Source organism: Agrobacterium sp., from assembly GCF_059499945.1.
Window position 1 is genome coordinate 1 of the sequence record NZ_JCABZP010000014.1, and the last position, 19109, is coordinate 19109.

Below are 19109 nucleotides of genomic sequence, written 5' to 3' on the forward strand. Positions count from 1 at the left end.
ATTCCTACCAAACATATCAAAGGGCTCCGGGGAAACTCCGAGCCCTTTTTGGCGTCCGGAATATAAAAGCGGACCCGCACCGCTGCCAACGGTAAAACAGGGCTGCTGGTCATAAAATCAATCCCGCTACGCACTTCCATGACCAATTCCATCTTCGGGATTGCCATAGACCCCAAAACGGTGATGATGCGCCATCATTCCAGTTCGGATAAAAGCTGCCGTGACCGCTGATCCCTTGCATATCCTCAAGACCGTCTATGGCTACGATGTGTTTCGTGGGCGGCAGGCCGAAATCATCCAGCACGTGGTGGCGGGCAATAATGCTTTCGTTTTGATGCCGACAGGTGGTGGGAAGTCGCTTTGTTACCAGATTCCAGCGCTTGCACGCGACGGTATGGGGCTGATCGTCTCGCCGCTCATCGCGCTGATGGTCGATCAGGTCGCTGCCCTGCGTCAGGCGGGCGTGCGTGCGGAGGCTCTTAATTCCGATCTCTCTCCTGAAGAGCGGCGCGCGCTCTGGCGGGATATGCGGGCCGGTAAAGTCGACATTCTTTATGCCGCACCGGAAACCCTTCTCAAGCCGGATGTCCTGGACGCCCTCCAGCCCATTGCCCTGTCGCTGATCGCTATCGATGAAGCCCATTGCCTGTCTCAATGGGGGCATGATTTCCGGCCACCTTACCGCCAGCTTGATACGCTGATCGAGCGTTTTCCCGACACGCCACGCATGGCGCTGACAGCAACGGCCGATGGGCCTACGCGCACCGAAATTCTCGGTCACCTGGGAATCGAAGAGGATGACGCCTTCATCGCCGGCTTCGATAGGCCCAATATCCGCTATGCGATCATGGAAAAGGATAATCCACGCGCGCAGCTGAAGCGCTTTTTGAAGGACCGCGACAGTGAAAGCGGGATCGTCTATTGCCTTTCCAAACGGAAGGTGGACGAAACGGCCGCATGGCTGCGGGAGGAGGGGCGCGATGCACTGCCCTATCACGCTGGGATGGACAAGGCCGCCCGCGAGGAGAACCAGACCCGTTTCCAGCACGGCGAGGCGGTCATCATTGTCGCGACCGTCGCTTTTGGCATGGGCATAGACAAGCCCGATGTGCGCTTCGTCGTTCATATTGATCTGCCCGGCAGCATCGAAGCCTATTATCAGGAAACGGGCCGAGCCGGCCGCGATGGTCTGCCATCGGACGTACTCATGCTCTACGGTTACGAAGACATCGCCCTGCGCAACCGCTTTATCGAAGAGTCGGATGCTGCGGACCAGCGCAAATATATGGAGCGCCAGAAGCTTGACGCGCTGCTCGGCCTTGCGGAAACCGCGAGCTGCCGCAGGCAGGTTCTGCTGTCCTATTTCGGCGACCGGTGTCAGCCCTGCGGTAATTGCGATACCTGCGCCGAGCCGCCGGACCTGTTTGACGGGGCCATCGCCGCACAGAAGCTTCTGTCCTGTATTTATCGCACCGGTGAACGTTTTGGCCAAGCCTATGTCATCCGTGTGTTGCTGGGGGTCGAGGATGAGCGGATTTCCCGCTTCGGACATGATCGCATCACGACATACGGTATAGGTAAAGAACATGACAATCGCACCTGGCGCGCCATTCTGCGTCAACTGGTTGCGTTACGCATGATTGAAGTGGATCTGTCCGGGCATGGTGGTCTGTCCATTTCCGAAGATGGACGGCGGTTCCTGCGCGAAAAACCTGCGTTGATGCTGAGGATACCATCTGCTCCGCGTTCTGCCCGGCAACAGACGCCCCGCAACACGGTATCGACGATTTTGCCTGAAGCTGATCGCAGTCTTTTTGAGGCTCTGCGTGCGAAGCGCATGGAAATTGCCCGTGCGCAGAACGTTCCGCCCTATGTGATTTTCCATGACAAGACCCTGATAGAACTTGCCACGGCAAAACCGGTCTCCGCGAAGGAAATGGCTGGGATTCCCGGCGTCGGAGACACCAAGCTGGAGCGCTACGGGCCAGCCTTTCTGGCGGCGATCATGCAGCACGCCGCTGGCGAGTGACCGGCAGAAATCGAATGAAAAGCCGGGTAAGCAAAAATCGGTGGGCTCCGACAAAGGCTCAGCCGGTCGTGTCCTTGAACAGAACGTTCTGATCGATGAGGTAGCGCGAAAACAGCGGTAGGCTCGCACCGCCGATTGCCCGCGCCTGGCTACCCACCGCACCTTCGATGATTTCAGGCAGCGTGACACCCTGCAAATCGTGGTGTTTAAGGGCAAGGCGGGTGGCGGCTACGATCCTTGTTCTGACCCAATCGGGAAAACCGCCGTCGATGATGACGCTCGAAAAATCGATGATGGAGGCGGCGGCAATGACTGCCTGCGCCAGAGCTGCGGCAGTTTTTCGGATCCAGCTTTCCAGCGGTTCGCCGAAATCGATCCATTCGTCTGGAGAAAACCAGAGGGGACGCGGATCGATGCCCCTGTCCCGCAGCATGTTTTCCAGAACGAAGATCGACGCGATTTTCAGAAGCTGGACGGTATTGCCGTCCTGCCCTTGCACCGGCAGCGGGCCGATCGCGCCGGCCGTTCCCGTCTTTCCGGAAAACAGCGCCGAATTCAAAACGACGCCGCCGCCGATAAAGGAACCGATGAAGACGTAGAGGAAATCCGGATAATGCTGGCCTGTTCCAAAAACCAGTTCAGCGCCACAGGCACTGGTCGCGTCGTTTTGCAGAAAAACGGGATAGCTGACGCTTTCGGCAATTTCCGACCGGATATCCACGCCCCGCCATCGCTCCATTTCAATCTGCGGAGCGCCCACTTCCTGCGCCCAGTTCCACAATTCGAATGGCGCGGCGATGCCGACGCCGGCAATTTTCTCTCGCTCGGCCGGCGAAAGCTTCGATTCGAGCTCCGTTATGCCGTCGATTACAAATGGCAATATCCATTCCGGCATGGGATAGGGATAGGTTTTGCGCAGCTTGAGCCTGATCCGGCCGACAAAATCCATCAGCACAAGATCGACGCTGCGCCGGCCGATCTTCACACCAAAAGAAAAGACGGCGTCAGGATTAAGCCGCATCGGCGTCGAAGGCTGGCCGACTTTGCCGCGCAGTCTTTCACCACGAATGAGAAGTCCGTCCTTCTCTAGCGACCGCATGATGACGGAGACGGTCTGTGCCGAAAGTCCGCAAAGTCTTGATATTTCGGCTTTTGACAGTCCGCCGTGGCGGCGAACGAGGGACAGCACGAGCCGCTCATTATAGGCGCGCACCCCGATCTGGTTGGCGCCGCTGCTTATATCCATGGTGGTGGGCGACGCCGGCGGCGCCGTCTCGACAGATTGTCTCATATGTCATCCTCCCGCCCGCAATATCCGTCGCGACCGATACAGCAGGCTTTATGGCAATCTTGCTATCGCAACGTTAAACGACGCGGCGATATTCCTCCCTGCCGCCTATTAGAATGCCATAGAGAATTAATAATTCAATCGGATTTATTTATTGACAGCCGTTTCCTTTGGTGGTTCCATCTGGGTCAACGATCATTGTTCTCGGAGGAGACGGGATCGTCGGGTAACCGTCACGGTGCTCAAATATCCATTGGGAGGATCTCATGAAGACCACTGTTTCCGCTCTTCTGGGCGCGCTTGCGCTTGGCGTTTCTTTCGCGTCCGTTGCGTCTGCAGCCGATACTTCGGTTTGCCTCATCACCAAAACCGATACCAATCCCTTCTTCGTCAAGATGAAAGAAGGAGCGACCGCCAAGGCCAAAGAGCTCGGCGTGACGCTGAAATCCTATGCCGGCAAGATCGACGGCGATTCCGAAAGCCAGGTCGCCGCCATCGAGACCTGCATTGCCGATGGCGCCAAGGGTATCCTGATCACCGCATCGGACACCAAGGGCATCGTTCCGGCCGTGCAGAAGGCGCGTGATGCCGGTCTTCTGGTCATCGCCCTCGATACACCGCTCGAACCCGTTGATGCCGCCGATTCCACCTTCGCCACCGACAATCTTCTCGCTGGTGAACTGATCGGCAAATGGGCTGCCGGCAGCCTCGGCGACAAGGCCAAGGATGCGAAAATCGCCTTCCTCAACCTCACCCCCTCCCAGCCGACGGTTGATGTGCTGCGCAACCAGGGCTTCATGAAGGGCTTTGGCATCGACGTGAAGGACATCAACAAGATCGGCGACGAGAGCGATCCGCGTATCGTCGGTCACGATGTCACCAATGGTAACGAAGAAGGCGGCCGTGCAGCGATGGAAAATCTGCTGCAGAAGGACCCCACCATCAACGTCGTCCACACCATCAACGAGCCCGCAGCTGCCGGCGCTTATGAGGCGCTGAAGGCGGTCGGCCGCGAAAAGGATGTTCTGATCGTATCCGTCGACGGTGGTTGCCCGGGCGTCAAGAACGTGGCGGAAGGCGTGATCGGCGCGACCTCTCAGCAATATCCGCTGCTGATGGCGGCGCTCGGCGTCGAAGCCGTCAAGAAGTTTGCCGATACGGGCGAAAAGCCGAAGCCGACCGAAGGCAAGAACTTCGTCGATACCGGCGTGACGCTGGTAACCGACAAGCCGGTCAAGGGCCTCGACTCGATCGATACGAAGGAAGGTCTCAACAAGTGCTGGGGATGATGCCTCAACGTTGAAACCCGCGGGGGCATTCGTGCCCCCGCCCTTGGACCAGAATGAATATCAGGCACGATCCGGGGGATCGGACAAAGGAATAAACGAGCGCGTTGCGCGCCCCTGCGGGGATGACACAGGCCGCTTCACAACACTTTGAAATCTACGCATCATTCTCTTTGGAGATAGACCCAGGTGTCAGGGCTGATGCGATAGAGCGATCGGGAGGAAAATCCAATGAGCGATCAGCCGGTGCGGGCTCAGCCGCATAATGAATTTGAAAAGGTGCTTTCGGGAAGTTCGACGCAGGTCGCCGCTTTCGATACGCACGACAAGAGTGCGCTGGAAAAATTCCAGCATTTTCTCCATTCCAGCCCGGCGGCGGTGCCGCTTATCGTTCTGGTGCTGTCGCTGATTATTTTCGGCCTGCTCCTTGGCGGCAAGTTTTTCTCCGCCTTCTCGCTAACCCTCATCCTGCAGCAGGTCGCGATCGTCGGCATCGTTGGCGCAGCGCAATCGCTGGTCATCCTGACGGCCGGCATCGACCTTTCGGTTGGCGCGATCATGGTTCTGTCCTCCGTCGTCATGGGGCAGTTTACCTTCCGTTACGGTCTTCCGGCGGAGCTTTCCATTCTCTGTGGCCTCGCCGTCGGTGCATTTTGCGGCTTCATCAACGGCGTGCTGGTTTCGCGCATGCGCCTGCCGCCCTTCATCGTCACGCTTGGCATGTGGCAGATCGTGCTTGCGACCAACTTCCTCTATTCCGCGAATGAGACGATCCGGGCTCAGGACATCGCCCAGCAGGCGCCGATCCTGCAGTTCTTCGGCGCGAATATCCGTTTCGGCAACGCGGTCTTCACCTATGGCGTCATTGCCATGGTTCTGCTGGTCGCCCTGCTCTGGTATGTGCTGAACCGCACCGCCTGGGGCCGCCATCTTTATGCCGTGGGTGACGATCCTGATGCTGCGGAACTCGCTGGTGTCAATGTCAAGCGTATGCTGACCACCGTTTATACCCTGTCCGGTCTCATCTGCGCCTTTGCCGGCTGGGCCCTCATTGGCCGCATCGGCTCGGTTTCGCCGACCGCCGGCCAGTTCGCCAACATCGAATCCATCACCGCGGTGGTTATCGGCGGCCTGTCACTGTTCGGCGGACGCGGCTCCATCATGGGCATGATTTTCGGTGCGCTGATCGTCGGCGTCTTTTCACTCGGTCTCCGGCTTATCGGCACAGACCCGCAATGGACCTATCTGTTGATCGGCGTCCTTATCATCTTGGCTGTCGCAATCGACCAGTGGATCAGAAAGGTAGCAGGCTGATGGCAAAAGAACCTATCCTCACAGCACGCAATCTCGTCAAACGCTACGGTCGTGTGACCGCCCTCGACAATGCCGATTTCGACCTTTATCCGGGCGAAATCCTTGCCGTCATCGGTGATAACGGCGCCGGCAAATCCTCTCTCATCAAGGCGATTTCCGGTGCGGTGACACCCGATGAAGGGGAGATCAGGCTGGAAGGCAAGCCGGTGCAGTTCCGCTCGCCGATCGAGGCGCGCAAGGCGGGCATCGAAACCGTCTATCAGAACCTTGCGCTGTCTCCCGCATTGTCCATAGCTGACAATATGTTTCTCGGCCGTGAAATCCGCAAGCCCGGCATTCAGGGCAGCCTGTTCCGGGCGCTCGACCGCCCGGCCATGGAAAAATTCGCCCGCGAAAAACTGTCGGAACTCGGCCTGATGACGATCCAGAACATCAATCAGGCGGTGGAAACCCTCTCCGGCGGTCAGCGCCAGGGCGTGGCGGTGGCGCGTGCGGCAGCCTTTGGCTCCAAGGTCGTCATCCTCGACGAGCCGACGGCGGCACTCGGCGTCAAGGAAAGCCGTCGCGTTCTCGAGCTTATTCTGGATGTGCGCTCCCGCGGTCTGCCGATTGTCCTGATCTCGCATAACATGCCGCATGTTTTCGAGGTTGCGGATCGCATCCATATCCACCGGCTCGGTAAGCGCCTGTGCGTCATCAATCCGAAGGACTATTCCATGTCCGACGCCGTCGCCTTCATGACCGGCGCCAAGGAAGCGCCGAAGGAAACGCTTGCCGCATGACGCTGAAGCTTGAGACGATCGTCGAAGACGTTCTTCGGCGGGCAGAGGGTCAATCCCGTTTCATCATAGCCATTGCCGGTCCCCCTGGGGCCGGCAAATCCACGCTTGCGGATGCTCTTTTTGAGGCCTTGCGGGCGCGAGGCGAAACGGCCGCCGTCCTGCCCATGGATGGCTTCCATATGGACAATGGCATTCTTGAGGAACGGGGACTGCTGCCGCGAAAAGGCGCACCTGAAACTTTTGATGTGCGCGGCTTCCTGGATATCGTCTCCGCCGTCCGCAAGGGCGGGCAGGAGGTGCTTGTTCCGGTTTTCGACCGCTCCCGGGAAATTGCCATTGCGTCCGCCCGGGCGATTGCGCCGGAAACGCGCTTTGTCCTTGCCGAAGGCAATTATCTGCTGCTGAACGAAGCGCCCTGGACAAGCCTTTCCGAGAGCTTTGACCTCACCATCTTCGTGGGCCCGTCCGTCGCCGTGCTGGAAGAGAGGCTGCGGAACAGATGGCAGGGTTATGGTCTCGATGCCGCTCAGATCCATGCCAAGCTTTTCGAAAACGATCTTCCCAACGGAAAAAGGGTGATCGAAAACGCGCGTCCAGCCGATATTCATATCGATATCTGGGAATAGATTAACGCTTTCCAGTTCTTTACCGGCAAAGCGCGTTTGCCGTTAAGCCTTTGTTGACCATGTGTTGAATCTTTTTGATCCACAGGGTGGGGCTTTTGTGTGTCTATTCATTGACGTAAAAATTTCCTTATATACTATATGTGGTGTTCAAGGTTCTTCCGATTCGCAAGGATTGGGAGCTAAGACGGGAATTCGGTGCGTAACGCCATCATGGCGGAACAAGGCCGAAACTGCCCCCGCAACTGTAAGCGGCGAGCATCGTTCCGATTTGGGTCACTGGAGCCAAAAGCTCCGGGAAGGCCGGAATAGATGTTGTGACCCGCAAGTCAGGAGACCTGCCTTGAGCGCAAACGTCCACGGGCGGGGTGTCCGGAGGAAGGTGTTGACGCAAATGATTTGCGTGCGCCCTTTTCTGCCCCCTCCAGAACAAGCTTCGGGGTGAAGTCATGCCAGTGCATTTCTTTAAGTTGCTGCGCTCGTCGGCGTAGAGAGTGATTTTGTGCGGCTTGCAGCATTTTGGGAAAACCGGACCCCGGTTTCTATCCGAAAATGCGAAGAGTTGCCTGGGCTACGTGCCTCACCTGAATGACAGATCCACCGCCACCCGATTGCGATTGTAATCGGCAATGTTGAGCCGTGTCCGAAATCGGCTTCGAGAGAGGAAATCATGACCGTCACCGTTTACAGCAAACCCGCCTGCGTCCAGTGCACCGCCACCTATCGTGCGCTCGACCGCATTGGTATTCCCTATGAGATCATCGATATCTCCGAAGATGCGGATGCGCTCGATCACGTCCGGGGTCTTGGTTACATGCAGGTTCCCGTGGTCGTCGCCGGCGAGCGCCATTGGGCGGGTTTCCGGCCGGATATGATCGGCTCGATCAGCTGAGGCGGTAAGGCGATGGGCCTGATCGTCTACTATTCCAGCCGCTCTGAAAACACCCATCGTTTCCTTCTGAAACTGGGGCGGCGTTTGTTTCGCCTGCCGCTCGGCGCTGAGGACGACGTGCCTCATGTGTCGGAACCCTATGTGCTGGTCACCCCCACCTATGGGGGCGGCGGCACCAAAGGGGCCGTGCCTAAGCCGGTCATCCGGTTTTTGAACGAGCCCTCCAACCGAAATCTCATTCGCGGCGTCATCGCGGCGGGAAACACGAATTTTGGCGCCGCTTTCGCATCCGCCGGAGATATCGTCTCGCGCAAATGCGCGGTGCCGTTTCTCTATCGCTTCGAGCTTCTCGGCACGGAAGAAGACGTCGCCAACGTCAAACATGGATTGGAACGATTTTGGACACGCTGACCTCGAGCGCGCTGCGCAAGGACGCCAAACAGCCGGCAGCCGCAAGCCAGAAACCGCTTGATGCGGGGCTGGACTATCACGCGCTGAACGCGATGCTGAACCTTTACGACGAGAACGGGAAGATCCAGCTCGACAAGGATCGGCTGGCCGCCCGGCAATATTTCCTCCAGCACGTCAACCAGAACACGGTATTTTTCCATAACCTCAGGGAAAAGCTCGATTATCTGGTGACGGAGGGATATTACGAGCAGGAGGTGCTGGACCAGTATTCCTTCAATTTTGTTCGTGACCTCTATGACGAGGCCTATGCCCGGAAATTCCGCTTCCCGACCTTTCTCGGCGCCTTCAAATATTACACCTCCTATACGCTGAAGACCTTCGACGGAAAACGTTATCTGGAGCGTTATGAGGATCGCGTCTGCATGGTGGCGCTGGCCCTTGCGCGTGGTGATGAGCAGCTTGCCCGCAATCTGGTCGATGAAATCATTTCAGGCCGCTTCCAGCCGGCCACCCCGACATTCCTCAATGCCGGCAAAAAGAGCCGCGGCGAGCTGGTCTCGTGTTTTCTGCTGCGGGTGGAAGACAATATGGAAAGCATCGGCCGCTCCATCAATTCGGCCTTGCAGCTTTCCAAGCGCGGCGGCGGCGTGGCGCTGTCCTTGACCAATATTCGCGAATTCGGAGCGCCGATCAAACAGATCGAAAACCAGTCTTCCGGCGTTATTCCCGTGATGAAGCTGCTGGAAGATTCTTTTTCCTATGCCAACCAGCTTGGCGCACGCCAGGGTGCTGGCGCGGTCTATCTACATGCCCATCACCCTGACATCATGCGCTTCCTTGATACCAAGCGCGAAAACGCCGACGAAAAAATCCGCATCAAGACGCTGTCGCTCGGCGTGGTGATCCCCGACATCACCTTCGAACTCGCCCGCAACAACGAGGACATGTATCTGTTCTCGCCCTATGATGTGGAGCGGGTCTATGGCGTGCCGTTGACCGAGATTTCGGTCAGCGAAAAATATCACGAAATGGTCGCCGACAGCCGCATCCGCAAGAAGAAGATCAAGGCGCGCGAATTCTTTCAGGTGATCGCCGAAATCCAGTTCGAGAGCGGTTACCCCTACATCATGTTCGAGGACACGGTGAACCGCGCCAATCCGATCGCCGGCCGCATCAGCATGAGCAATCTCTGCTCGGAAATCCTGCAGGTCAGCGAAGCGAGTGAATTCAATGCCGATCTGTCCTACAGCCATATGGGCAAGGATATTTCCTGCAATCTCGGTTCGCTCAACATTGCCGCTGCAATGGATTCGGCCGATTTCGGCAAGACCATCGAGACCTCCATCCGGGCGCTGACAGCAGTGTCTGATATGAGCCACATTTCCTCCGTCCCCTCGGTGGAAAAGGGCAATGATGCGAGCCACGCCATCGGGCTCGGCCAGATGAACCTGCACGGCTATCTGGCGCGCGAACGCATCTTCTACGGTTCCGAAGAGGGCGTCGATTTCACCAATATCTATTTCTACACCGTGACCTATCATGCCATCCGCGCCAGCAACCGGCTGGCGGTGGAAAGAGGCCAGAGCTTCAAGGGCTTTGAAAATTCGAAATATGCCTCGGGTGACTATTTCGACAAATATACCGACCGGGAATGGTTGCCCGCGACCGAAAAGGTGAAGGAACTGTTCGAAAAGGCCGGCATTGCCATTCCGACGCAGGAGGACTGGAAGGCGCTGAGGCAGGACGTCATGGCATCAGGTCTTTATAACCAGAACCTACAAGCCGTGCCGCCGACAGGTTCGATCTCCTATATCAACCACTCGACGTCTTCCATTCATCCAATCGTCTCGAAGATCGAAATCCGCAAGGAAGGCAAGATCGGCCGCGTTTATTACCCGGCTTCCTATCTCTCGAACGACAATCTCGAATATTATCAGGATGCCTATGAGATCGGTCCTGAGAAGATCATCGACACCTATGCGGCGGCCACCCAGCATGTCGATCAGGGCCTGTCTCTGACGCTGTTCTTCCGCGATACGGCAACGACGCGCGATATCAACCGGGCGCAGATCTACGCCTGGAAGAAGGGCATCAAGACCATCTACTACATCCGTTTGCGCCAGATGGCGCTGGAAGGCACGCAGGTTCAGGGCTGCGTTTCCTGCACGCTCTGAATTGAGGGACAAGACAATGAACATCGCCGTAAAACCCGCGTCCCGCATTCGCGCGGTCAACTGGAACCGCATCGAGGACGACAAGGATCTCGAAGTCTGGAACCGCCTGACCTCGAATTTCTGGCTTCCGGAAAAGGTGCCGCTCTCCAACGACATTCCCTCCTGGGGAACGCTGAAGCCGGAAGAACAGAAGCTGACCATCCGTGTCTTCACCGGGCTGACATTGCTCGACACCATCCAGAACGGTGTCGGCGCCGTGCGGCTGATGGCGGATTCGGCCACGCCGCATGAGGAGGCCGTGCTCTCCAACATTTCCTTCATGGAGGCCGTGCACGCCCGCTCCTATTCCTCGATCTTCTCGACGCTATGCTCCACGCCTGATGTCGACGATGCCTATCGCTGGTCTGAGGAAAACGAGTTCCTGCAACGCAAATCCGCGCTGATCATGCGCGAATATGACAGCGGCGATCCGCTGAAAAAGAAGATCGCCAGCGTGTTCCTGGAAAGCTTTCTGTTCTATTCCGGCTTCTACCTGCCGATGTTCTGGTCAAGCCGCGCCAAGCTTACCAATACGGCGGATTTGATCCGCCTCATCATCCGCGACGAGGCCGTGCATGGCTATTATATCGGCTACAAGTTCCAGCGGGCGGTGGAGCGCCTCGGCGAAAAGGAGAGACAGGAGATCAAGGACTTCGCCTTCGATCTCCTGCTCGAACTTTACGATAACGAGGCGAAATATACCGAAGACCTCTATGACGGCGTTGGCCTGACCGAGGATGTCAAGCAGTTCCTGCATTACAACGCCAACAAGGCCCTTATGAATCTGGGTTACGAGGCGCTGTTTCCCGCCGAGGCCTGCCGGGTCAATCCAGCGATCCTGTCGGCACTCTCACCCAATGCCGACGAGAACCACGACTTTTTCTCCGGATCCGGCTCGTCCTATGTCATCGGCAAGGCAGTCGCGACTGAAGATGAAGACTGGGATTTCTGAAACCCTGATGTCAGCAGGAACCCGCAAAGCCTATTGCGGGTTCACCACCTGGCTCGCAAGGCGGAAGGGGCTGGAGACCGTTGCGCCGATCGCATCGAATACGAAGGCTCCTGCACTATTGATATCACCACCGCGCCTGCTTGCCTCCAGCTGCGGAACCATGGAGGCCAGCGCGGCATAACGGTCGTGATTGAGTGGGTCCGACGCCTCCAGATTGGAGATATCGACGAATTGCACGCCCTCTTTCAGGGCCGCTTCCTGAACCTGCGGATCGGTGACGTCAAGCGCACCGATGCGGGTGACATCAGCGCCCAGTATGGAGGATGCTTTTAAGGCCCGGTCGTCCTTGGACACCAGCACGGTGAGTGGCGGATTGAGCCGGCCGACGACCTCGATCTGCTTGCGGAAGACATCGGCGTCGATATCGGGCGCAGCCAGCACCACCTGCAGCTTGGCGATGACATCGTTCCTGCCTTCGAAGCGCAATTGCCGCAACGCTTCCATCACCAGCCAGCCGCCCATGCTGTGACCGAACACGACGACGCTTTTTCGTGGTGTCTGCCGGGTGAGGTCGGTCAATAGGGCGGCCAGCGCATCACGCGAATAGGTCGCCGATTCCTTGTCGGCGACGTAGCCGGTGACATTGGCCTGCGAAGGCCAGGAAAAGACTAATGGCACGCCATTCATATTGGCATCGGCAGCCATTTGCGCCGCGCGGAAAAGGGCTTCCTGATAGCTGTAATTATAGCCATGCACAAAAAGTGCGATCTGCTTGCCAGAGCGGGCAATATCGCCGAGATCGGCGTTGAAGGCCGTCTTCGTCAACATATCGGCCTTGGTAACAACGAAGTCCTTCTTCGGGTCCGGCTTGCCGCTGGACCACTCGATTTTTCCGCTTTTATGGGTAGGAGGAATGGAAATATCGAAGCGCGCATAATTCGGCTCGGCCGCCCGTTCCGTCCCGAAGCCCTTTTTTGCGTCCTTGTTTCTCTCGCGTGTACTCGCCACATAGGCGGTTACGATTTTGGTGCCTTTGGCCCTGGTGTCCACAGCCTGCAGCACATCCGCCCCCGGTCTGCCCGCGCAGGATGAAAGAACGCTGAGGGTGAGAAGGAGCGAAAAAATCAGGCGCATGAATGGGCTACCGATGACAAGGAACGGCTGATAAATAACCGGCCGTCAAAAAAGTTGCTACTGGAGAATGAATTGCGCTGCTGCGATGGTCTTCGATGTGGAGAGGCATTCCCCGCCTTGCTATCCGGACATGTTCGTTTTAGGCCGTAAAGATGACGAACAAGGTGTCGCTTTTACGGCTGAAACTCACGGACTTCCGCAATTATGCGGCGGCTGCGCTCACGCTCGATGACCGCCATGTGGTGCTGACGGGCGACAATGGTTCCGGCAAGACCAATCTGCTTGAGGCTGTCTCCTTTCTCTCACCCGGAAGAGGCCTGCGCCGGGCCACTTTATCCGACGTAACACGGGTGGGGGCGGAGGCTGCCGGTTTCTCGATTTTTGCCGATGTCGAAGGCATGGATGGCGAAGTCGCCATCGGCACCGGGATCGAAGGTGACGGAGAGGTGGTGTCGCGTCGCCTGAGACTGAATGGCACGCCCGTCAAATCCGTCGACGAATTGACCGACCATCTGCGGGTGCTGTGGCTGACGCCCGCCATGGATGGCCTCTTTACCGGCTCATCATCGGATCGCCGGCGTTTCCTTGATCGGCTGGTGCTGTCGCTTGATCCAGCTCATGGACGGCGGGCAAGCGATTTTGAAAAGGCCATGCGCGGCCGCAACCGCCTGCTTTCGGAAGGCCGTTTTGATCCGGTCTGGCTGGACGGTATCGAAAAGCAGATGGCCGAACTCGGCATATCCATGGCCGTTGCCCGTTATGAGATGCTCGGCCTTCTGAAGAGCCTGATCGAAGGGCGGGCGGGCAATGCCGCTTTCCCGTCGGCAGCGCTCTCGCTTTCCGGTTTCATGGACGATGGGCTCAACCGCCCTGCCGTCGATCTGGAGGATGAATACAGGCTTATGTTGCGCGATGGCCGGTATCGCGACGCCGCTGCCGGCCGTACGCTGGATGGGCCGCACCGCGTCGATCTCTTCGTGCGTCATGCGGAAAAGGACATGGAGGCCGAACGCTGTTCAACCGGGGAACAGAAGGCGCTGCTGGTGGGGCTGGTGCTTGCCCATGCGCAGCTCACCGCCAATATGACCGGCCATGCGCCGGTCCTGCTGCTGGACGAGATCGCCGCCCATCTGGATGAGGGCAGGCGGGCGGCGCTGTTCGATCTCATTCACGCGCTTGGCGGCCAGAGCTTCATGACGGGAACGGATGCGGCCATGTTCTCGGCCCTTGGTGAGCGGGCGCAGTTCTTCAATGTCTCCCACGGGAGCATCACGGCATGACGGCAGAGAGATGGAGTGCGACATGGACCCGCTGAGCCCGGAAGAAATCGAACGCTACAAGCGTCACATCCTGCTGCCGGAAATCGGCGGCGCCGGACAGCAGCGGCTGAAGGCGGCGCGCGTACTGGTGATCGGAGCGGGCGGTCTTGGTGCGCCCGTGCTTCATTATCTTGCCGCCGCCGGTGTCGGCACGCTCGGCATGATCGATGACGATGTGGTTTCCCTCTCCAACCTCCAGCGACAGGTGATCCACGATACTGGCACGATTGGGGAGCTGAAAACGGAAAGCGCCCGCAAGGCCATCGCCCGTCTCAACCCGTATGTCCGTACTCTTGTTTATGAGGAACGCTTTTCGCAGGTCTGGGCGCATGACCATCTGCAACCCTTCGATCTCCTTATCGACGGCTCGGACAATTTCGATACGCGTTATACCGCCGCCGATGCGGCGGAGGCTGCCAGGAGACCGCTGGTAACGGGTGCTGTCGGCCGTTTTGACGGCTCGGTGACGGTGCTGAAACCCTACGAGACAAATGCCGAGGGCATTCTGCTGCCCGGCTATCGTGACCTGTTTCCCGAGCCGCCTCCGCAGGGGCTTATTCCCAATTGCGCGGAAACAGGTATTGTCGGCGCGCTGACCGGGGTTATCGGCACGCTTATGGCCATGGAGGCGATCAAGGTGATCACCGGTGCCGGCGAACCGCTGATCGGCCGCCTGCTCCTCTATGATGCCCTGTCTGCCCGTTTCGAAACCGTGCGATACAAGCGGCGGGCAACGGGAGGGAAGCCGTGACCGAGATTATCGAGATCGGAGAGGACTTCGATCGCTGGCAGGAATTGCTGGCGCTCATCATGTCGTCCTTCGCCTATATGGACGGCGTCATCGATCCACCGTCCTCGGCCCATCGCCTGACGCTGGATAATCTCTCCGAAAAGGCGAGGGCGGAAATTGCTTTCGTTGCGGTGGACGAAGGCGAACTGTTGGGCTGCCTGTTCTGCCGGCCGGAGCCACCCGCCTGTCTTTACGTCGGAAAGCTGTGCGTCTCACCCCAGGCGCAGGGAAAGGGCATAGGCAAGATGCTGCTGCAGAGGTCCGAAGCGTTGGCGCGCGAATTGGCGCTGCCGGCGCTGCGGCTGGAAACCCGCATCGAGCTGATCACCAATCACGCCAGATTCGCCGCCTGGGGTTTCGTCAAGACTGCTGAAAACGCCCATGCCGGTTACGATCGCACGACCTCGATCGAGATGACCAAGGTCCTCGGCTGAAATCGTCTTCAGCCGATCCGGCTGCGTAAAGTCCGGAGTTATCTTCCCTGGCCGATCACAGAGCCTATTGCAAAAGGCCGGATTGCACCATCTGGGAGAGAAAGACCGAGGAGACGCGGTCAATGCCGGTCTGCGACTGGTTTTCTGCCGATCCGACCCGCCACACAGCTTTCTCCGGCCCGCTGAAGAGCTGGATTTCCGTGCTGACCTTGTGGGTGAGGGGAGCCGCCTTTGTCGCTTCCACCATCTGCTTCATCAGTCTTGCGGACGGCATGCGCGTTCTGTCGCCGATCTCGTCTGCATTTGCACTGGCCTTCAGCCGCTGGAAGGCTGGCGCGACATCCGGCAGAGAGCAGTTCATCCTGATTTGCGCCACAACAACACCCGTGGGCGTTTGTGCACCGATACGTGCGGGCTCCGCCTTACAACGCACCCGTTTCGTACTCGCCACCCAGAGCTTTGCGAATTGCTCCGATTGTTCGTTCGTTGTCCCCTTGGGTGAATGCATGCCTCTGTTTTTGCGTTGCCAGGCGACCGGGTCTGCAACCAGTTCCATATCCGTGTAGCGCGGGCTGCTACCCGAGAATCCCCATTCCTTGTTCAAACGAGACATGCTGGCGCGATCAAAATTCAGCCAGGCGCGATAATAGAGTTCCGCAGTCTCTTCAGGGGAGGGCGAAGCGGCCTGGGCCGAACCGCCGACCAGCATGAGCAGGATGGAGATCACCGTTAAGAACTTCGCCTGGATACCCATTGAACTTTCCCTCCCTATGATCGAACGACGGTGGCCTGAGCCGGCTCAGTTCCGCCCCGGCAGCACCCGGTTCGGGGGACGGTGGCCGTCGAACAGCGTGCGGATGTTGATGATGACCTTGTCGCCCATTTCGATGCGGCCTTCGATCGTCGCAGAACCCATGTGCGGAAGCAGCACGACCTTACCTTCCTTGGCGAGCTTGATGAGCTTGGGGTTCACCGCAGGCTCGTTCTCATAGACGTCAAGACCGGCGCCGGCGATCTTGCCTTCGCGCAGGCACTGGATCATCGCCGCCTCATCGATGATATCGCCGCGCGCAGTATTGACGATGTAGCTGGTCGGCTGCATCAGCGCGAGCCGCCGCGCCGAAATCAGATGATAAGTTGCAGGCGTCGAGGGGCAATTGACGGAAACGATATCCACCCGCGCCAGCATCTGGTCGAGGCTGTCCCAATAGGTCGCCTCAAGCTCCACCTCGGTGGCCGGATTGACGCGCTTGCGGTTATGATAATGAATGGAAAGCCCGAAGGCCTTGGCGCGGCGTGCAACCGCCGTTCCGATGCGGCCCATGCCAACAATACCGATGCGCTTGCCGGAAATACGCCGCCCCAGCATCCAAGTCGGTGACCAGCCAAGCCATTCATCTGCGCCATTGGCGAGCACGCGTGTGCCCTCGATCATGCGGCGCGGCACGGCCAGCACCAGCGCCATGGTGATATCGGCGCTGTCCTCGGTCAGCACATTGGGTGTGTTGGTGACGGTAATGCCCTTGCGGGCTGCGGCATCGACATCCACATGGTCGATACCGTTGGAAAAGCTGGCGATCAGCTTCAGCTGCGGCCCCGCCTGATCGATCATCGCGGCGGTGATGCGGTCAGTGACGGTCGGCACCAGCACATCCACTCGCTGCATGGCGGCGACAAGCTCCGCTTCGCGGCGCGGCGTATCGTCGATATTCAGCTCGGCATCGAAGAGTTCGCGCATTCTGGTTTCGACGACGTCTGGCAATTTGCGGGTGATATAGACTGTCGGTCTCTTCTTGTGGGTCATCGTTTGCCGCTGCCTTGTTCAGAAGTCATTAACCAGAAAGAGCGATAATTTCTTTCAATCAGGGCGTTTCTACCAGACCCACCGGCGAAGACAAATAAAACTCGCTGAAGCTTGAGGCATGTGGAAACGAGCCTCCTTAAATATCATCCGGTTTGCAGAAGGCGGGAAACGGAAATGGGCATACGCAGTGTGGTTTCTATCGTTTGCATTGCATTGTCTCTGGGCCTTCTCGGTGCGGCCGGCGAAGCCATGGCGCAGGGTGCCGCAAAAGGCGCAAGCGGTCTGCCGCTGCCGCGTTTTGTCAGCCTGAAATCAAAGCGCGTCAATATGCGCATCGGCCCGAGCACGGATTATGCCGTGTCATGGATGTATTTGAAATCGGGAATGCCCGTCGAAATCATCCAGGAATATGAAAACTGGCGGCGTATCCGCGATGCCGACGGCACGGAAGGCTGGGTCAATCAGGCCCTGCTGTCAGGTGAGCGCACGGCCGTTGCGGCTCCGTGGATGCGTGGCAAGGGCAAGGAAGTCTTTGTGAACATGCGCCGCGAAGCGCAGTCGGGCGCTTCCGTTGTTGCACGGCTTGAGCCGGGCGTCGTCTTCAGGATCGGCGAATGCAATGGCGACTGGTGCCGCGCCGAGGCCGGTCAGGCCTCGGGCTGGGTTTCGCAGGGCGAAATCTGGGGTGCTTACCCGGGCGAAGCCTTTAAATAAGGCCGTGTTTTTCGCCAAGCGCCTTCAACGATGACATGGGGCGCGGGCCGATCTGTTGAATGACGGCGGCAGCCGCAAGGCAGCCGAGCTTGCCGCAATCTTCGAGCGACCGGTCCTGCGTATAACCGAACAGGAATCCGGCGGCGAAAAGATCGCCCGCACCCGTCGTGTCGACCACGTCATGCACCGGATAGGCCTCTACCTTCACACGCTCCGTGCCGCGCAGAATGACGGCGCCTTCCTCGCTCATCGTCACCGCCGCGATCTTGCAGTCGGCCGCGATTTTGGTCAGCGCCAGTTCGAAATCGTCGGTTTCGTAGAGCGACAGCGCTTCCTGCTTGTTGGCGAAAACGATGTCCACCGTGCCGGAGCGCATCAGGTCGAGAAACTCTTCGCGGTAGCGGCCGACGCAGAAGCTGTCGGAAAGCGTCATGGAGACTTCGCGGCCGTTTTCATGCGCAATGCGGGCGCATTCGCGGATGGCGTCCTTGGCGCGCGGCGGGTCCCACAGGTAACCCTCGAAGTAGGTGACTTTCGTATCCGCCACCACATCATCTTCGACATCTTCCGGACCGAGATCGACGCAGGCGCCGAGATAGGTGTTCATCGAGCGCTCGCCGTCTTCGGTCACGAAGATCATGGAGCGGGCGGTCGGCGGGAAGGTGCCTTCCGGTTTCGTTTCGAAATAGACACCCTGGGCGCGGATATCGTGCTGGAAGATTTCTCCGAGCTGGTCTTCCGCCACCTTGCCGAAATAGGCGGCCTTACCGCCGAAATTCGCTACGCCTGCTGCCGTGTTGCCAGCGCTGCCGCCGGAGGCTTCAAGAGCCGGCCCCATAAGCGAATAAAGCAGCTCGGCGCGTTCCGCGTCGATGAGGTTCATCGCACCTTTGGTAATGGCATTGTCGTTGAGAAAGCGATCATCGCAGCGGGAGATAATGTCGACGATGGCATTGCCGACAGTCAGTACGTCGAATTTCGTCATAGGCCCTATCCGTTTCGCACGGGGTGTGCATATTTTTCGAAAGGTCTTAAACATTTCTCGCGGCAAGAAAAGCCCAAAGAGAAAATATGCGGTTCTCAGGATGGGGCGAAAACGCGTCATCTGCCTGTAATGTGGTTAA

General features: G+C 58.3%; 18 protein-coding genes and 1 riboswitch. Of the genes, 13 read left to right on the forward strand and 5 right to left on the reverse strand.

What is annotated here, in order from left to right; all coding sequences use genetic code 11:
• The first annotated feature begins 220 nt into the window (after positions 1-220).
• A complete protein-coding gene (gene recQ, locus AC5I5B_RS11730; RefSeq protein WP_111833803.1) occupies positions 221-2029 on the forward strand; it encodes a DNA helicase RecQ in 1809 nt (602 codons plus the stop codon).
• A 58-nt stretch (positions 2030-2087) separates the two neighbouring features.
• Here recQ and AC5I5B_RS11735 read toward each other — a convergent pair whose 3' ends face one another.
• A complete protein-coding gene (locus tag AC5I5B_RS11735; RefSeq protein WP_111833802.1) occupies positions 2088-3320 on the reverse strand; it encodes an ROK family transcriptional regulator in 1233 nt (410 codons plus the stop codon).
• Between the two features lie 263 nt (positions 3321-3583).
• Between AC5I5B_RS11735 and AC5I5B_RS11740 the strand changes: the two genes are divergently transcribed.
• The 8 genes from AC5I5B_RS11740 (at position 3584) to nrdF (ending at position 11790) form a co-directional block, all read left to right on the forward strand.
• Positions 3584-4606, forward strand: coding sequence for a sugar ABC transporter substrate-binding protein (locus AC5I5B_RS11740; RefSeq protein WP_003507133.1), 1023 nt, complete (start codon positions 3584-3586; stop codon positions 4604-4606).
• Between the two features lie 228 nt (positions 4607-4834).
• Positions 4835-5917, forward strand: coding sequence for an ABC transporter permease (locus tag AC5I5B_RS11745; protein WP_087743130.1), 1083 nt, complete (start codon positions 4835-4837; stop codon positions 5915-5917).
• Positions 5917-6699: an ATP-binding cassette domain-containing protein gene (locus AC5I5B_RS11750; RefSeq protein ID WP_003507135.1), complete on the forward strand. Its 783-nt coding sequence runs from the start codon at positions 5917-5919 to the stop codon at positions 6697-6699. The genes AC5I5B_RS11745 and AC5I5B_RS11750 overlap by 1 nt, the downstream gene beginning before the upstream one ends.
• The gene (locus tag AC5I5B_RS11755; RefSeq protein WP_111833801.1) at positions 6696-7325 is read left to right on the forward strand and encodes a nucleoside triphosphate hydrolase; all 630 of its coding nucleotides are present in this window, start codon (positions 6696-6698) and stop codon (positions 7323-7325) included. Before AC5I5B_RS11750 ends, AC5I5B_RS11755 begins: the two co-directional genes overlap by 4 nt.
• 133 nt (positions 7326-7458) lie before the next feature.
• Positions 7459-7682: riboswitch (cobalamin riboswitch) on the forward strand.
• A gap of 310 nt (positions 7683-7992) precedes the next feature.
• The gene (gene nrdH / locus AC5I5B_RS11760) at positions 7993-8214 is read left to right on the forward strand and encodes a glutaredoxin-like protein NrdH (RefSeq protein WP_111833800.1); all 222 of its coding nucleotides are present in this window, start codon (positions 7993-7995) and stop codon (positions 8212-8214) included.
• 12 nt (positions 8215-8226) lie between these two features.
• Complete coding sequence (nrdI, locus tag AC5I5B_RS11765) at positions 8227-8625, forward strand: class Ib ribonucleoside-diphosphate reductase assembly flavoprotein NrdI (RefSeq protein WP_003507140.1); 399 nt, start codon at positions 8227-8229, stop codon at positions 8623-8625.
• Complete coding sequence (nrdE, locus tag AC5I5B_RS11770; RefSeq protein WP_099085772.1) at positions 8613-10799, forward strand: class 1b ribonucleoside-diphosphate reductase subunit alpha; 2187 nt, start codon at positions 8613-8615, stop codon at positions 10797-10799. Before nrdI ends, nrdE begins: the two co-directional genes overlap by 13 nt.
• 16 nt (positions 10800-10815) lie before the next feature.
• On the forward strand, positions 10816-11790 hold the full coding sequence (gene nrdF / locus AC5I5B_RS11775; RefSeq protein WP_003507143.1) for a class 1b ribonucleoside-diphosphate reductase subunit beta: 975 nt from the start codon (positions 10816-10818) through the stop codon (positions 11788-11790).
• Positions 11791-11820: 30 nt separating this feature from the next.
• Here nrdF and AC5I5B_RS11780 read toward each other — a convergent pair whose 3' ends face one another.
• Positions 11821-12924 (reverse strand): alpha/beta hydrolase, encoded by a 1104-nt coding sequence (locus AC5I5B_RS11780; RefSeq protein WP_099085770.1) that lies wholly within the window; start codon positions 12922-12924, stop codon positions 11821-11823.
• A gap of 152 nt (positions 12925-13076) precedes the next feature.
• Here AC5I5B_RS11780 and recF point away from each other — a divergent pair, with 152 nt between their 5' ends.
• Genes recF through AC5I5B_RS11795 form a run of 3 tightly spaced genes read left to right on the forward strand, consistent with a single transcriptional unit; the run spans position 13077 to position 15467 of the window.
• A complete protein-coding gene (gene recF, locus AC5I5B_RS11785; protein WP_003507147.1) occupies positions 13077-14204 on the forward strand; it encodes a DNA replication/repair protein RecF in 1128 nt (375 codons plus the stop codon).
• A 22-nt stretch (positions 14205-14226) separates the two neighbouring features.
• Positions 14227-14994 (forward strand): molybdopterin-synthase adenylyltransferase MoeB, encoded by a 768-nt coding sequence (locus AC5I5B_RS11790; RefSeq protein WP_087743139.1) that lies wholly within the window; start codon positions 14227-14229, stop codon positions 14992-14994.
• On the forward strand, positions 14991-15467 hold the full coding sequence (locus AC5I5B_RS11795) for a GNAT family N-acetyltransferase (RefSeq protein WP_003507152.1): 477 nt from the start codon (positions 14991-14993) through the stop codon (positions 15465-15467). The genes AC5I5B_RS11790 and AC5I5B_RS11795 overlap by 4 nt, the downstream gene beginning before the upstream one ends.
• A 64-nt stretch (positions 15468-15531) precedes the next feature.
• On the opposite strand, the gene AC5I5B_RS11800 is transcribed toward AC5I5B_RS11795, so the two are convergent.
• Together AC5I5B_RS11800 and AC5I5B_RS11805 are read right to left on the reverse strand one after the other, a co-directional pair.
• Positions 15532-16221, reverse strand: a complete 690-nt coding sequence (locus AC5I5B_RS11800) for a hypothetical protein (protein WP_111833799.1) — start codon at positions 16219-16221, stop codon at positions 15532-15534.
• A gap of 45 nt (positions 16222-16266) precedes the next feature.
• The gene (locus AC5I5B_RS11805; protein WP_495752732.1) at positions 16267-17271 is read right to left on the reverse strand and encodes a 2-hydroxyacid dehydrogenase; all 1005 of its coding nucleotides are present in this window, start codon (positions 17269-17271) and stop codon (positions 16267-16269) included.
• A gap of 174 nt (positions 17272-17445) precedes the next feature.
• On the opposite strand from AC5I5B_RS11805, the gene AC5I5B_RS11810 reads away from it, so the two are divergent.
• A complete protein-coding gene (locus AC5I5B_RS11810) occupies positions 17446-17985 on the forward strand; it encodes an SH3 domain-containing protein (protein WP_003507156.1) in 540 nt (179 codons plus the stop codon).
• Here AC5I5B_RS11810 and AC5I5B_RS11815 read toward each other — a convergent pair.
• A complete protein-coding gene (locus AC5I5B_RS11815) occupies positions 17978-18970 on the reverse strand; it encodes an adenosine kinase (protein ID WP_003507158.1) in 993 nt (330 codons plus the stop codon). The two genes, AC5I5B_RS11810 and AC5I5B_RS11815, sit on opposite strands and share 8 nt — an antisense overlap.
• Positions 18971-19109: the final 139 nt, after the last annotated feature.

Coding starts and splice junctions, on each gene's coding strand:
- AC5I5B_RS11800 (WP_111833799.1), bottom strand. CDS start 16,221: ATGGGTATCCAGGCGAAGTTCTTAACGGTGATCTCCATCCTGCTCATG.
- AC5I5B_RS11740 (WP_003507133.1), top strand. CDS start 3,584: ATGAAGACCACTGTTTCCGCTCTTCTGGGCGCGCTTGCGCTTGGCGTT.
- AC5I5B_RS11810 (WP_003507156.1), top strand. CDS start 17,446: ATGGGCATACGCAGTGTGGTTTCTATCGTTTGCATTGCATTGTCTCTG.
- nrdI (WP_003507140.1), top strand. CDS start 8,227: ATGGGCCTGATCGTCTACTATTCCAGCCGCTCTGAAAACACCCATCGT.
- AC5I5B_RS11755 (WP_111833801.1), top strand. CDS start 6,696: ATGACGCTGAAGCTTGAGACGATCGTCGAAGACGTTCTTCGGCGGGCA.
- nrdF (WP_003507143.1), top strand. CDS start 10,816: ATGAACATCGCCGTAAAACCCGCGTCCCGCATTCGCGCGGTCAACTGG.
- AC5I5B_RS11815 (WP_003507158.1), bottom strand. CDS start 18,970: ATGACGAAATTCGACGTACTGACTGTCGGCAATGCCATCGTCGACATT.
- AC5I5B_RS11735 (WP_111833802.1), bottom strand. CDS start 3,320: ATGAGACAATCTGTCGAGACGGCGCCGCCGGCGTCGCCCACCACCATG.
- recF (WP_003507147.1), top strand. CDS start 13,077: ATGACGAACAAGGTGTCGCTTTTACGGCTGAAACTCACGGACTTCCGC.
- AC5I5B_RS11790 (WP_087743139.1), top strand. CDS start 14,227: ATGGACCCGCTGAGCCCGGAAGAAATCGAACGCTACAAGCGTCACATC.
- AC5I5B_RS11780 (WP_099085770.1), bottom strand. CDS start 12,924: ATGCGCCTGATTTTTTCGCTCCTTCTCACCCTCAGCGTTCTTTCATCC.
- AC5I5B_RS11805 (WP_495752732.1), bottom strand. CDS start 17,271: ATGACCCACAAGAAGAGACCGACAGTCTATATCACCCGCAAATTGCCA.
- AC5I5B_RS11750 (WP_003507135.1), top strand. CDS start 5,917: ATGGCAAAAGAACCTATCCTCACAGCACGCAATCTCGTCAAACGCTAC.
- nrdH (WP_111833800.1), top strand. CDS start 7,993: ATGACCGTCACCGTTTACAGCAAACCCGCCTGCGTCCAGTGCACCGCC.
- AC5I5B_RS11745 (WP_087743130.1), top strand. CDS start 4,835: ATGAGCGATCAGCCGGTGCGGGCTCAGCCGCATAATGAATTTGAAAAG.